The 12,829-nt window shown below is 57.3% G+C and carries 14 protein-coding genes and 1 tRNA gene; 3 read left to right on the top strand and 12 right to left on the bottom strand.

The annotated features are described in order from the left end of the window. Positions 1-81: 81 nt before the first annotated feature. A complete protein-coding gene (locus tag ACOKCT_RS15845; protein ID WP_156654017.1) occupies positions 82-1,227 on the top strand; it encodes a porin in 1,146 nt (381 codons plus the stop codon). A 215-nt stretch (positions 1,228-1,442) separates the two neighbouring features. Here ACOKCT_RS15845 and mnmH read toward each other — a convergent pair whose 3' ends face one another. From mnmH to ppiB, 7 genes are all read right to left on the bottom strand, one after another. Continuing rightward, positions 1,443-2,513 (bottom strand): tRNA 2-selenouridine(34) synthase MnmH, encoded by a 1,071-nt coding sequence (gene mnmH / locus ACOKCT_RS15850; protein ID WP_420193644.1) that lies wholly within the window; start codon positions 2,511-2,513, stop codon positions 1,443-1,445. A 74-nt stretch (positions 2,514-2,587) separates the two neighbouring features. Beyond that, positions 2,588-3,655 (bottom strand): 5-(carboxyamino)imidazole ribonucleotide synthase, encoded by a 1,068-nt coding sequence (purK, locus tag ACOKCT_RS15855; RefSeq protein WP_156654018.1) that lies wholly within the window; start codon positions 3,653-3,655, stop codon positions 2,588-2,590. Then, positions 3,652-4,161 carry a 5-(carboxyamino)imidazole ribonucleotide mutase gene (gene purE / locus ACOKCT_RS15860; protein ID WP_420193645.1) on the bottom strand — a complete coding sequence of 170 codons (510 nt, stop codon included), beginning with the start codon at positions 4,159-4,161 and terminating at the stop codon, positions 3,652-3,654. The genes purK and purE overlap by 4 nt, the downstream gene beginning before the upstream one ends. Positions 4,162-4,332: 171 nt before the next feature. Next, positions 4,333-4,521: a hypothetical protein gene (locus ACOKCT_RS15865; protein WP_156654019.1), complete on the bottom strand. Its 189-nt coding sequence runs from the start codon at positions 4,519-4,521 to the stop codon at positions 4,333-4,335. Between the two features lie 70 nt (positions 4,522-4,591). After that, positions 4,592-4,801, bottom strand: coding sequence for a YdgH/BhsA/McbA-like domain containing protein (locus ACOKCT_RS15870; RefSeq protein ID WP_103178537.1), 210 nt, complete (start codon positions 4,799-4,801; stop codon positions 4,592-4,594). A gap of 144 nt (positions 4,802-4,945) precedes the next feature. After that, positions 4,946-5,668, bottom strand: coding sequence for a UDP-2,3-diacylglucosamine diphosphatase (gene lpxH, locus ACOKCT_RS15875; RefSeq protein WP_420193646.1), 723 nt, complete (start codon positions 5,666-5,668; stop codon positions 4,946-4,948). Positions 5,669-5,671: 3 nt separating this feature from the next. Further along, positions 5,672-6,166, bottom strand: a complete 495-nt coding sequence (gene ppiB, locus ACOKCT_RS15880) for a peptidylprolyl isomerase B (protein ID WP_159339730.1) — start codon at positions 6,164-6,166, stop codon at positions 5,672-5,674. 172 nt (positions 6,167-6,338) lie between these two features. Here ppiB and cysS point away from each other — a divergent pair, with 172 nt between their 5' ends. Beyond that, positions 6,339-7,724 (top strand): cysteine--tRNA ligase, encoded by a 1,386-nt coding sequence (gene cysS / locus ACOKCT_RS15885; protein ID WP_420193647.1) that lies wholly within the window; start codon positions 6,339-6,341, stop codon positions 7,722-7,724. An 81-nt stretch (positions 7,725-7,805) separates the two neighbouring features. Here the strand turns inward: cysS and ACOKCT_RS15890 are convergent, their stop codons facing one another. The 5 genes from ACOKCT_RS15890 to folD form a co-directional block, all read right to left on the bottom strand. Continuing rightward, positions 7,806-8,327 (bottom strand): metal-dependent hydrolase, encoded by a 522-nt coding sequence (locus tag ACOKCT_RS15890; protein ID WP_103178540.1) that lies wholly within the window; start codon positions 8,325-8,327, stop codon positions 7,806-7,808. 72 nt (positions 8,328-8,399) lie between these two features. Then, the gene (gene malI / locus ACOKCT_RS15895; RefSeq protein ID WP_103178541.1) at positions 8,400-9,416 is read right to left on the bottom strand and encodes a Mal regulon transcriptional regulator MalI; all 1,017 of its coding nucleotides are present in this window, start codon (positions 9,414-9,416) and stop codon (positions 8,400-8,402) included. Between the two features lie 74 nt (positions 9,417-9,490). Continuing rightward, entirely contained in the window at positions 9,491-10,990 is a 1,500-nt protein-coding gene (locus tag ACOKCT_RS15900; RefSeq protein ID WP_103178542.1) for a PTS transporter subunit EIIC, read from the bottom strand. A 282-nt stretch (positions 10,991-11,272) separates the two neighbouring features. Then, complete coding sequence (ybcJ, locus tag ACOKCT_RS15905; RefSeq protein ID WP_023334767.1) at positions 11,273-11,485, bottom strand: ribosome-associated protein YbcJ; 213 nt, start codon at positions 11,483-11,485, stop codon at positions 11,273-11,275. Position 11,486: 1 nt separating this feature from the next. Next, the gene (gene folD, locus ACOKCT_RS15910; RefSeq protein WP_103178543.1) at positions 11,487-12,353 is read right to left on the bottom strand and encodes a bifunctional methylenetetrahydrofolate dehydrogenase/methenyltetrahydrofolate cyclohydrolase FolD; all 867 of its coding nucleotides are present in this window, start codon (positions 12,351-12,353) and stop codon (positions 11,487-11,489) included. 220 nt (positions 12,354-12,573) lie between these two features. Between folD and ACOKCT_RS15915 the strand changes: the two genes are divergently transcribed. Beyond that, positions 12,574-12,650: transfer RNA gene (locus ACOKCT_RS15915), tRNA-Arg, on the top strand. Positions 12,651-12,829 lie beyond the last annotated feature (179 nt).

Genomic DNA, 12,829 nt, shown 5'->3' on the forward strand with positions numbered 1-12,829 from the left:
AAACCGGGCAACACGGACAGATAAATCCTGGTTAATATTCACCTGCTAAATAAATGGCAGTGTGTTTAACAAGGAAAAACAGTGACTATAAATAAAAAAGCGCTGGCAGTGGCTATTGGCGCAGCAGTGGCATTGACCTCTTTTGCATCCCAGGCTGAAATCACCGTTCTTAAACAAGATCCGCAGGCGGGCAACCCGCTGAGCCGTCTGAACTTCACCGTTGGCGGCAGTATTCGTCCTCAGTTCCAGAACATGACCGGCGACGACGGCAAAAACAGCTATAAGCGTAATGGCTTTGACGGCGGTACCCGCTTCCGTTTCGCGGCGGATTACTACCTGTTTGATGACATCAGCTGGGTCAGCTACTACGAGCTGGGGGTGAACATTCCGGCGCAGTTTAACTGGGACAACCACCACGCCGACGGCGCGCACGACACCTCCCGCCGCATGCTCTACACCGGCCTGAAGAGCGACACCTGGGGCACCCTGACCTTTGGTCAGCAGAACAGCGTCTATTACGATGTGGTCGGCGCGAAAACCGATATCTGGGACTACGACATGATCGGCCAGGCGCCGGGTAATGGCATCAACGGTGACTACGACGGCTCTTACCGTTCACGCCAGATGCTGAAATACAAGAAAACCCTCGGCGATGCCGATCTCTACGCCTCTTACCTGTTCGAAGATAGCGAATATCTGCCGGGCAACGGCCTCCGTTACAAGCGTAAAGGCGGCGGTTCACTGGGTCTGGATTATCGTCTGACCACCGATCTGACCTGGGGCGCGGCCTGGAACTACACCCGCGCCGACATGCGTAACCCGGATAATGGCGACAGTAAAACCTGGGATCAGAACATCCTCGGTACCGCGCTGAGCTGGACGCCGGACAACTGGACCTTCTCCGCAGGCGGCGGCTGGTATCAGAACTTTATGACCAGCAAAAAAGTGTCGGTAAATGACTACTTCGCGGGTGATGCGTGGGGTATTGAGTACTTCGCCGGCTATAAATTCCCGATTGGTCAGTATGCGGTGAAATCGATCCAGCCTTACTTCATGGGTGACCGTATTGAGACCATGAATGGCCGCAACTACCAGCGCATCGACAACGGCGTGGGTGTCAGCTTCCAACTGGACTACGGCTTCCGCGTCGATTACGAGCACGTATTCACCTCCAGCACCGACGATCTGGGCGATATGAACCTGGTACGTTTGCGTTACGACTTCTGAGTCGTCTGTTCCCCGGTAGCGCGCAGCGATCCGGGGCTACGTGCGGTGCGGTTTGTTCCCCGGTAGCGCTGCGCTTACCGGGGCTACGTGTGGTGCGGTTTGTTTCCGGTGGCGCTGCGCTTACCGGGGCTACGTGTGGTGCGGTTTGTTTCCGGTGGCACTGCGCGTACTGGAACGGTGTAGGCCGGGTAAGCGCAGCGCCACCCGGCGTTCTGTCAGCGGCTCAGCCACTCCGCCACGTCCCCATACGTCCCGCGATAGACAATCTTCTCCGCCTTCTTCTCCAGCTGATAGCGATACATCGGGTCGTAATAGTCATTGAGCAGCGGCGCCAGCCAGCTGAGATGCGCCCCGGTACTGCCGGTACGCTGCTGTTCATCCAGAGCGCTGTCCAGCAGGGCGGTCAATTCGGCATAACGCTGTAACCCAAGGCGGCGGCGAATGGCAAACAGGCCGTGGTACAGGTAATCGCGATACTCCAGCCAGCCCGCCTCTTCCCCCCGCGCTTCGTGAAAGGCCTGCCACATCTGCTCGAAATACTCTTCGCGCAGGCGCTCAAGACGCACCTCAAACGGGTCCTCAACCACCACAATGGGCGATTGCGCCATGCGGTCGCGCAGGCACTCTGGCAGGTGGTTGGAGCCAATCATCCGCCCTTCATCTTCCAGCACCCAGCGCGCAGCGTTTTTTTTCAGCAACTCGACGGCGAGATGGTTTTCAAAACTGGCCTGGGAAAGCTGCGGGGCCAGCGTGCGGCCAAAGGAGGAGCCGCGGTGGTGCGCCAGTCCTTCGAGATCGACGCCCTCAGGATGCGCCTTCACCAGCAGCGTTTTGCCGCTCCCGGTGCAGCCGCCAATCAGCACGCTGGGTTTTTGCGCCTGCTCAACGGTCGCCTGGATAGCCGCCTGGCGTAGCGCCTTGTAGCCGCCGACGATCAGCGGGTAATCCACCCCGGCTTCTTTCAGCCACGCCTGCGCGATATGCGAGCGCTGTCCGCCCCGGGCGCAGCAGAGATAGCCCTGCGGGTGAGCAAGGCAGGCGGCGCGCCAGGCCTCCAGTCGCTCTTCACGCGTCTCACCGCTTACCAGACGGTGGCCGAGCGCCAGTGCCGCCTCCGGACCCTGGCGTTTATAGCAGGTGCCCACGGCGGCGCGTTCGTCGTCGTTCATTAGAGGCAGGTTGTGTGCCGCAGGCATGGCACCCTGAGCAAATTCCACGGGGGCACGCACGTCAATTAATGGCGTGTCGGTAGCAAGTATGGCGCGGTAGTCCGTCCCATCGTTCATAAGGATCCCTCAAAACAACAATGGGCAGGATTTTACGCCGGGGAAGGGGAAGGTCAACTCCCCGGCGGTGAGGCTTAGCTGAGCGTTGACTGCGCCCAGGCAATCCCGCTGGCGTACTCCGGCGGCAGCAGAGGGACAATTGCTTCAAGCGTTGCGCAAAGGCGAGGGATATCGCTGTCATTCAGGTTGAGATGGCCGACCTTACGACCCGGGCGCACCTCTTTGTCGTACCAGTGCAGATGCACCAGCGGCAGCTTCAGCCAGTCATCGTTCAGATCGGTACCGATCAGGTTGATCATCACCGACGGGCTATTGACCACCGGCTGCGGCATCGGCAACCGGGTAATAGCGCGCAGATGCAGCTCAAACTGGCTAATGGAGGCGCCGTTTTGCGTCCAGTGGCCGCTGTTGTGGACGCGGGGCGCCAGCTCGTTGATCAGCAGACCTTCCGGCGTGACGAAGCACTCCATCGCCATCACGCCAACGTAGCCCAGCGCCTGCATGATGGCAGAGAGCATGCTTTCTGCCTGCGCTTGTTGCGCTGCGTTGGCCTGCGGGAAGACCACGCTGGTGCGCAGGATCCCGTCCTGATGCAGGTTGTGGGTCAGGGGATAAAAGACCGTGCTGCCGTCGTGGGCGCGGGCACCCACCAGCGACACTTCACCGCTGAAATTAATGCCCTGCTCAACGATGCACTCGCCGTAGCACTCGTCCGGCAGCTGGTCAGTTTCCCCGGCGCGCAGACGCCACTGGCCGCGGCCATCGTAGCCGCCCACGCGACGCTTGACGATCGCCAGTTCACCCAGCGCGTCAAACACACCCGGCCACTGGCTTTTTTCACTCAGCAGCTGCCACGGCGCGGTAGCGAGATGCAGATCGTCGAACAGCTGCTTTTGCGTAAGACGGTCAGCAATAATCGGGAAGACGTCGCGGTTAACGAAGGCGTTGTGACGAGCCAGCTCGCGGGTTAACGGCGTTTCTGGCCAGCGTTCGATTTCTGCGGTGATGACGCTCTGCTGAAACGGCACGGCTTCAGGCTCATCGTCCAGCCCGACCGGCCAGACGGCGATCCCCAGCGGTTCACCAGCCTGGCGCAGCATACGGCCTAACTGGCCGTTACCAAGGACGCAAACCTGCTTCATGCCGCACCTCGCGGGTCCGGGTTCTCCAGGACCTCGTCGGTCTGGGCGGTACGCCACGCGACCAGGCGCTGATGCAGTTCTTTATCATGAGTGGCCAGGATCTGAGCGGCCAGCAGCGCGGCGTTAGCTGCGCCTGCTTTGCCAATCGCCAGCGTCCCTACCGGAATGCCGCGCGGCATCTGCACGATGGAGTAGAGGCTGTCGACACCGCTCAGGGCTGCGCTCTGAACCGGGACGCCGAGCACCGGCACCAGGGTTTTGGCGGCAATCATACCGGGCAGATGCGCGGCGCCACCTGCACCGGCAATAATCACCTGATAGCCATTCTCTTCCGCGCCTTCGGCGAAGCTGAACAGCTTATCGGGAGTGCGGTGCGCGGAGACCACTTCAACGTGGTGAGGAATGTTCAGGATGTCAAAGATTTCGGCGGCGAACTGCATGGTAGCCCAGTCGCTTTTGGACCCCATCACGATGGCGACACGCGCCGGATTATTGCTGGAAGACATGCGTCTTAAAACTCCTGTGGTGCACAACTCTCGGCTTTTGAGGCCACAGAGAATAGCACGATAGAGAGGCAAGGAAAACGGTTGCGCGGCTAAAACTTCCGGCAAAATCCCGCGCTTTCTGCCACAAAAAAACCGCCGAAAGGCGGTCTTTTCACAGGCTGCTTTGACATTTTACAGGAGATTACCTGCGGTCAGGCTCTCTTTATCAAAGGCATGGCTCACATCAATATGATTTTGATGTACTGCTGTGTCGATATTCGAACCCGCCTCCGGGGTGGAGAAGGCGTTCTCGGCGGCCATCGCGCCAGAGGTGAGGGAAGCGGCCAGCAGCAGGGCGCTGACGATAGTGATATTTTTCATTCTTTTTTCCTTCTTCATCCTGTTGTCGCTGTCGCTTGTCTCTTATCTGGCGGCACGGCAATGCGTTAAATTATTTAGTCAGTTCAGCGGTCATATACACGCGGTTGTCGAACTGGGCGCTGGTGATTTTGTAGGCTGCACCCTCTTTAGCGGCCTGCGCGGCGATTTTGGCTTCGGCGCGGTCAATGGTAGAGGCGGTGGCGCTCACGCTCTGGGCAAAAGAACCGAAAGAGATCAGAGAAAGTGCGGCAACTGCAACGAAAGTTTTGATGGATTTCATGGTCGTATTCCTTAAGCTGATTTGTCTGGAGTAGGGCGTTGTTGCCCTGATGTGAGTAATCATAGGCCGACCAGAGTGTGATTAAAATCAAAACAATTTGCGGGAATAATTCAAAAAAATTGAATGATTTTCAGTCGGGGGATTTCAGAAAGGGAAAGCGATCAGCTCCACGCCTTCGGGCGTGACCTTAATCATCGATCCTTCGCTATGCCAGGCGCCTAACACCACGCGGTGGGCTTGCTCTCCGTTGGCGGTCAGGTCATGCATGGCCGGGCGATGGGTATGGCCGTGGATCAGCCACTGGACCTGGTGTTTTTCCATCACGCTGACCACCGCCTGCGGGTTCACGTCCATGATGGTCATCGATTTGCTGCTGTTGGCGGCTTTACTGCCGGCGCGCATTTTCGCGGCGATGCGGCTGCGAATAAACAGCGGCAGGGCGAGAAAGAGCGTCTGGATCCAGGGGGTATGCACTTTGGCGCGAAACGCCAGATAGCCGGTATCGTCGGTGCAGAGCGTGTCGCCATGCATTATCAGCACGCGGCGGCCATACAAGTCGAGGACGGTCTCTTCCGCCAGCAGGATCATGCCGCTTTCACGGGCGAAGCGTTTGCCCAGCAAAAAGTCGCGGTTGCCGTGGATAAAGAAGCAGGGGACGCCAGAGCCGACCAGCGCTTTAAGCGCACTCGCTATCTCGCGGTGCAGCGGGTTCGGATCGTCGTCGCCAATCCAGGCTTCGAACAGATCCCCCAGGATGTAAAGCGCATCGGCGTGGCGGGCTTCACCCTGTAAAAAACGCAGAAAACCGGCGGTGATCGCCGGTTCTTCTGTTTGCAGATGCAGATCTGCAATAAAGAGTGTCGCCACGAATTATTCGCTGACGGTCACGCTTGTGATTACAACGTCTTCTTTTGGAACGTCCTGGTGCATGCCGCTGCGGCCAGTAGAAACGGCTTTGATCTTGTCAACCACGTCCATACCTTCAACCACTTCTGCAAACACGCAGTAGCCCCAACCCTGCAGGCTTTCGCCAGAGAAGTTCAGGAAGTCGTTGTCTACTACGTTAATGAAGAACTGCGCGGTGGCAGAGTGTGGCGCCTGAGTACGGGCCATTGCCAGGGTACCGCGGGTGTTTTTCAGACCGTTATTAGCTTCGTTTTTGATAGCCTCTTTGGTCTCTTTCTGTTTCATGCCAGGTTCAAAACCGCCGCCCTGGATCATAAAGCCGTTAATGACACGGTGGAAAATGGTGTTGTTGTAGAAACCTTCGCGGCAGTAGTCCAGGAAGTTTTTAACTGTTTCAGGCGCTTTGTCATCAAAGGTTTTGATTACGATATCGCCATGATTAGTGTGGAAAGTAACCATTTTTGCATCCTGTTCCGTTATAGTGGTGCTTCGACCCCGCCAGGGGCCACAATAAGCGCTTGTTATAGCATAACCTCACGACGCGATCACCTTGCATTGCGTGCTGCTTCGGGTTTGAATTACCATTAGAATATGCTGTTTTCACCCACACACGTCTCACATGGAATCTTCGATGTTAAAAATCTTCAACACACTGACGCGCCAAAAAGAGGAATTCAAACCTATTCATGCCGGGGAAGTCGGCATGTACGTGTGTGGTATTACTGTTTACGATCTCTGTCATATCGGCCATGGCCGTACTTTTGTTGCCTTCGACGTGGTGTCGCGCTATCTGCGCTTCCTTGGGTACAACCTTAAGTATGTACGCAATATCACCGATATCGACGACAAAATTATCAAACGCGCGAACGAAAATGGGGAAAACTTTGTCGATTTAGTCGATCGTATGATTGGCGAAATGCACAAGGATTTCGACGCCCTGAATATTCTGCGCCCGGACATGGAGCCGCGTGCGACGCACCATATTCCTGAGATCATTGAGATCACCGAACAGCTGATTGCCAAAGGTCACGCCTACGTGGCGGACAATGGCGACGTGATGTTCGACGTGCCGACCGATCCGCATTACGGTCAGCTCTCCCGCCAGGATCTGGATCAGCTCCAGGCCGGGGCGCGTGTGGATGTGGTTGAGGTTAAACGCAACCCGATGGACTTCGTGCTGTGGAAGATGTCGAAAGAGGGTGAGCCAAGCTGGCCATCCCCGTGGGGCGCGGGCCGTCCGGGCTGGCACATTGAGTGTTCGGCCATGAACTGCAAACAGCTGGGTAACCATTTCGATATTCACGGCGGCGGTTCAGACCTGATGTTCCCGCACCATGAAAACGAAATTGCCCAGTCAACCTGCGCCCATGACGGCGAATATGTGAACTACTGGATGCACTCCGGGATGGTGATGATTGACCGGGAGAAGATGTCCAAATCGCTGGGCAACTTCTTTACCGTGCGTGACGTGCTGAAGTATTACGATGCTGAAACCATCCGTTACTTCCTGATGTCCGGCCACTATCGCAGCCAGCTTAACTACAGCGAAGAGAACCTCAAGCAGGCGCGTTCTGCTCTCGAGCGTCTCTACACCGCCCTGCGCGGGACCGACACCTCCGTGGCGGCTGCGGGCGGCGAGGCGTTTGAAGCCCGTTTTGTTGAGGCGATGAACGACGACTTCAACACCCCGGAAGCCTACTCTGTGCTGTTCGATATGGCCCGTGAAGTGAACCGTCTGAAAGGTGAAGATGTGCATGCGGCTAATGCGCTGGCCTCTCATCTGCGTAAACTGTCTGGCGTACTGGGTCTGCTGGAGCAGGCGCCGGAAGCGTTCCTGCAGAGCGGTGCGCAGACGGATGACGGCGAAGTGGCGGAGATTGAAGCGTTAATCAAGGCGCGTCTGGAAGCGCGTCAGGCGAAAGACTGGGCCGCGGCCGATGCCGCGCGTAACCGTCTCACCGAGATGGGCATCATCCTGGAAGATGGTCCGCAGGGCACCACCTGGCGCCGTAAGTAAGTCCATCAGGCCCGGCGGCGCATCGCTTGCCGGGCATGGGATTATGTAGGCCGGGTAAGGCGCAGCCGCCACCCGGCTTTTTTAACGCCGCTTCCACCACAACAAACCCATCACGATAACCCCCGGCAGCCACACCCACAGCAGTTCCGAGATAATCACCTGATGCCCGTACGGCGTGGTGTAGCGAGAGAGCGCAAAAGGCGCGACCTTAATCACCTGCCACGGCGCAAAGAAACGTTCATCCGACCACGGCCACAGCCAGCCGACCCCTTTCCCGCCCGTCGTCACCGAGTCCAGCAGGCTGTGCGACAGCAGCGACACGGTTAAAAACAGCCAGCAGCGCACCAGCCCCGCCCGGAACCCTCGTCGCCCGACCAGCACGCAGAGTAACGGCACCACAAAGGCAAACAGCAGCGAGTGGGTAAACCCGCGATGACCAAAAATATTGCCGTAGGCGACGCCAAACTTAAACGCGAGTACGTCGGCATCCGGCAGCATGGCGAGAACGATTCCGGCGAACAGCAGGGGAGGGGGGATCACCCGGCTGCCCAGCCCTAAGCCGAGGCAAACCGGCACAGCAGCGTGGGTAATAATGGTTGGCATAAGGATTATCCATGGCAAATCATGGAAATATAGCAGAGCGCGGCTTAACGCAGAGCCGGGCGTAAATCTGAATTATGCCGATTCCCGGGCGACGAGTTGCCCGGAGAGAGTAATGCGCTGGGTTTGCAGCTCAGGCTCTTTTAGCTGGCGGATCATTAACCCCGCCGCCTGACGCCCCGTCTCTTCGCTGGCGGAGGAGACATAGGTAAACGACGGGGAGGTGAGGTTGACGTGCAGCATATCTTCAAACCCCACCAGCGCCACCTGCTGGGTGAGGAAGACATCTTTCCCCACGGTGCGGCCAACGTGATGGATCCCGGAGATAGAGCCGATCATCGCATCCGGGGAGTGGCAGAGCAGGGCGGTGATAGTGTTGTTCTTCTCCAGCAGCTGACGGGTGGCGAAGCTAACCGCCTGGGTATCGTCGCTGCAGGCGGGGGCGGATTCGTCGCGGAACACCAGCCCGTTTTGTGTCATCGCGCTGCGAAAACCGAGCAGGCGCTGCTCGCGGATGAGGTCACCCTCCTGACCGCCGATATAGGCGATATTGCGATGGCCCCGCTCAATCAGATAGCGGGTCGCCAGATGCGCCGCCTGGCGGTTATCGCGCATCACCAGATTACAGGTTTCGTTGAGCAGCGACTGGGAGACCGCCACCAGCGGCAGCGGACACTCACGGATCATGTCAGGTAAGGTAGCATGGCGCGTATCGGAAGCCAGATAGATCACCCCGGCCACGCCCTGCTGCTTAAAGGAGAGCAGGCAGCGCTCAAGATGCTCACCGTCGTTCAGTGGCTGGCCGAGAAAGACCATATACCCCTGCTTTTCCAGCTCCTGGACGATGCTTGCCATTACCTTAATGGAAAAGCTGTCGCTGAAATCACGCAGGATCAGGCCGATAAGGTTGGAGGTGTTGGCGCGAAGATTGGCGGCGGCCACGTTATGCACGTAGCCCAGGGCGGTGATGGCGGCGTGGACTTTTTCGATCGTCGCCTCTGAGATCTTTCCTTTCTGACGCAGAACCAGCGAGACGGTAGAGACCGAAACCCCTGCCTCTCTGGCGACATCAATGATGCTGACCTTCTTCACATCTTCTCCCTGAAATGCCTGATAAGACAACGCCTCCCGTAAGAGTACAGGAGACGTGTCGGACAGGCAGCTTATTATTTACCGATTAGGGTGGACATCGTCTGGGCGATAAACTGCGCCCGGGCGCCAAAAATAACCTGAATGCCGGAATCACCGACGAAGACCACGCCGCGTGCACCGAGGCCGTTCAGACCGTCTTTGTCCACCACATCGCTCTTCGCCACTTCCAGACGCAGGCGGGTGATGCAGGAGCCGACAGAGTTGATGTTCTGCGCGCCACCGAGCAGGCCGATGATTTCGTTGGCGATTTCGGTATCGGTTTTATCGTCCGCATTGGCTGTCACTTCAGTGCGGCCCGGCGTTTTCACGTCGAAACGACGGATCACGAAGCGGAAGGTGAAGTAGTAAATCAGCGCCATCGGGACACCGATGATAATGGCGTTGAGGAAGTTGGTCTGGTACCCGTTGAACGACGGCAGGATCCCGAACGACAGGTAGTCGATAAAGCCCGCGGAGAAGGACTTGGCGATATGCGCATGCAGCAGGTACATGGTCATGTAGGCCAGGCCCGCCATGATGGCGTTAAAGACGTAGAGGATCGGCGCCACAAAGATAAAGGTGAACTCCACCGGCTCGGTGATCCCGGTCAGGAAGCAGGTCAGCGCCGCGGAGAAGAGAATACCGGCGGCAATCTTTTTGTTTTTGGTGTGCGCTTCGTGGTACATCGCCAGACAGGCCGCAGGCAGCGCGAACAGCATCAGCGGGAACTCGCCCTGCATGAATTTACCGGCGTTCTGGTAGGTATCGCTGCTGAAGGATTTCACCCCTTCTTCCAGCATCTTGAACCAGATGGTCTGGTCGCCGTGGATCACCTGGCCCGCCTGGGTAGTGTAATCCCCGAACGAGTACCAGAACGATGGATACCAGATATGGTGCAGACCCAGCGGGATCAGCGCACGCTCCACCAGACCAAAGATAAAGGTCGAGGCCGCCTGGTTATCACCGTTAACGATCACCGACAGCGCGTCGATACCGGCCTGGATATGCTGCCAGACGTACGGCAGCAGCAGCCCCATCACGAATGAGAGGAACGCCGTGGCGATCGCCACAAAACGCTTTCCGGAGAAGAAGCCGAGGAACTCCGGCAGCTGCATGGTGTGAAAGCGATTATAACACCACGCGGCGAGGATCCCGCACAGCAGGCCGCCAAAGACGCCCATCTGCAGGGTCGGGATGCCCACCACCATGGCGTATTTCCCGCCCTGGGAGGCCATCTCCGGCGTAATGCCGAGCACGGTGCCAATGGTGATGTTGGTGACAAATACCGCCACCGCTGCCGACAGCGCGGCGATACCCGATTCTGACGCCAGGCCGACGGCAGAGCCGATGGCAAACAGCATCGGCAGGTTATCAAAAATAACGCCACCCGCGTTCATCATCAACGGCAGGTGGAATTTATCGCCGAAAGCCAGCAGCAGGCCCGCAGCGGGAAGCAGCGAGATCGGCAGCATTAATGCGCGACCAATCATCGACAATTTTGACAGCGATTTAACAAACCCTGATATCAGACTCATGCTGATTTCCCCCGAGTGCGCTCTGTGAGCGCTGTTATAGTGAGTAGAACGTTTTAGTAGAACGTTCTACTTATCGTGATGAAAGGCTGAAATCCGCGCAACTGAATTCTCACCTTTTAACAGATGAAATAGTGATTATTTGAAGTTGATCGATAATTAACCGTGATGGTCGTGGGGGAATCGTGAAGAGAATTGCCGGGTGGCGGCTGGCGCCTTACCCGGCCTACAGACAGAGCCCGTACGTAGGCCCGGCAAGCGCAGCGCCGCCGGGCATCAGACGGCTCAGGCCGTTACGGTGACGCTCTGGCCTTCAAAACTCACAGTCTGTCCGGCGACGATCTTGCAGCGCTTGCGGGTTTCCACCACGCCATCAACTTTGACCAGACCGTCAGCAATAACGATCTTCGCCTGGGCGCCGCTCTCGCTCCAGCCTTCGAGTTTCAGCAGATCGCACAGCTCAACATGCGGGTGTTTACCTAATGAAAATGTCGCCATCTTACGCTTCCTCTACGTCGTGATACTCAACGCATGCTTGTAAAGTATTCTGAATCAGTGTTGCAACGGTCATCGGGCCTACGCCGCCCGGAACCGGGGTGATATAAGAGGCACGGGCGGCGGCATCGTCAAACACCACATCGCCGACCACTTTGCCGCTCTCCAGACGGTTAATCCCCACGTCCACCACAATGGCGCCTTCCTTGATCCACTCGCCCGGGATAAAGCCCGGCTTGCCGACCGCCACGATCAGCAGGTCAGCATTTTCGACGTGCTGGCGCAGATTTTTAGTAAAGCGGTGGGTGACGGTGGTGGTGCAGCCGGCCAGCAGCAGCTCCATGCTCATCGGGCGACCGACGATATTGGACGCACCAATCACCACGGCGTTCAGGCCGTAGGTGTCGATGTTATAGCGCTCCAGCAGGGTCACAATGCCGCGCGGCGTACAGGGACGCAGGCGAGGCGCGCGCTGGCACAGGCGGCCCACGTTGTACGGGTGGAAGCCGTCCACATCTTTGTCTGGCGCGATACGTTCCAGCACTTTCACATTGTCGATGCCCGCAGGCAGCGGCAGCTGAACCAGAATGCCGTCGATCGCTTTATCGGCGTTCAGGGTATCGATCAGCTCAAGCAGCTCTGCTTCCGTGGTGGTTTCCGGCAGATCATAAGAGCGGGAGAGAAAGCCAACCTCCTCGCACGCTTTACGTTTGCTGCCGACATAAATTTGTGAAGCCGGGTTGCTGCCGACCAGCACAACCGCCAACCCGGGGGCGCGTTTTCCCGCGGCCAGACGTGCTGCCACTTTTTCCGCAACCTCAGAGCGCACCTGCTGCGCAATCGTTTTACCGTCAATAATCTTTGCTGCCATCAGAGAGAAGATTCCGTCTGTAAGGAGTGAAAGGGGGGATGAGCATATTTTGTCAGAAGCGCGCGCTGCTGTCAGTCACACTTTGCGGATTTTCCTGTTAAGCGGCGCTGAGGAGGGGCAGGGGTATGAACTGAAAGAGGATTGTACTAAAATCAATTGACTCAACCGGCGTTGACCGTATAATTCCACGCGCTTCACCACTGCGAAGTTTCTTCTCTGTGCGCCCTTAGCTCAGTTGGATAGAGCAACGGCCTTCTAAGCCGTAGGTCAAAGGTTCGAATCCTTTAGGGCGTGCCATTCAAAATCAATAAGTTACGACAAATCTCCCACCTCACCAATAAATCACGCCGGGTAAATTGCCGTGTATGTTTCCTGCCCCTAAAATCCCGCCACTAAGCATCACCTTCACGCACAATATTTAACCTACTCACGAATAGCTAATATTCTGTATCCACTCCCCTCTTAAATCTGCTTTC

The sequence above is a fragment of the Leclercia sp. M-A074-M genome (genome assembly GCF_965195605.1).
In the GTDB taxonomy this organism is placed as follows: Bacteria; Pseudomonadota; Gammaproteobacteria; order Enterobacterales; family Enterobacteriaceae; genus Enterobacter.

Bases quoted from the DNA above. Each gene is read 5' to 3' on its own strand.
- mnmH (WP_420193644.1), bottom strand. From the start codon at position 2,513: ATGAACGATGGGACGGACTACCGCGCCATACTTGCTACCGACACGCCA.
- purK (WP_156654018.1), bottom strand. From the start codon at position 3,655: ATGAAGCAGGTTTGCGTCCTTGGTAACGGCCAGTTAGGCCGTATGCTG.
- purE (WP_420193645.1), bottom strand. From the start codon at position 4,161: ATGTCTTCCAGCAATAATCCGGCGCGTGTCGCCATCGTGATGGGGTCC.
- ACOKCT_RS15865 (WP_156654019.1), bottom strand. From the start codon at position 4,521: ATGAAAAATATCACTATCGTCAGCGCCCTGCTGCTGGCCGCTTCCCTC.
- ACOKCT_RS15870 (WP_103178537.1), bottom strand. From the start codon at position 4,801: ATGAAATCCATCAAAACTTTCGTTGCAGTTGCCGCACTTTCTCTGATC.
- ppiB (WP_159339730.1), bottom strand. From the start codon at position 6,166: ATGGTTACTTTCCACACTAATCATGGCGATATCGTAATCAAAACCTTT.
- cysS (WP_420193647.1), top strand. From the start codon at position 6,339: ATGTTAAAAATCTTCAACACACTGACGCGCCAAAAAGAGGAATTCAAA.
- ACOKCT_RS15890 (WP_103178540.1), bottom strand. From the start codon at position 8,327: ATGCCAACCATTATTACCCACGCTGCTGTGCCGGTTTGCCTCGGCTTA.
- ACOKCT_RS15900 (WP_103178542.1), bottom strand. From the start codon at position 10,990: ATGAGTCTGATATCAGGGTTTGTTAAATCGCTGTCAAAATTGTCGATG.
- ybcJ (WP_023334767.1), bottom strand. From the start codon at position 11,485: ATGGCGACATTTTCATTAGGTAAACACCCGCATGTTGAGCTGTGCGAT.
- folD (WP_103178543.1), bottom strand. From the start codon at position 12,353: ATGGCAGCAAAGATTATTGACGGTAAAACGATTGCGCAGCAGGTGCGC.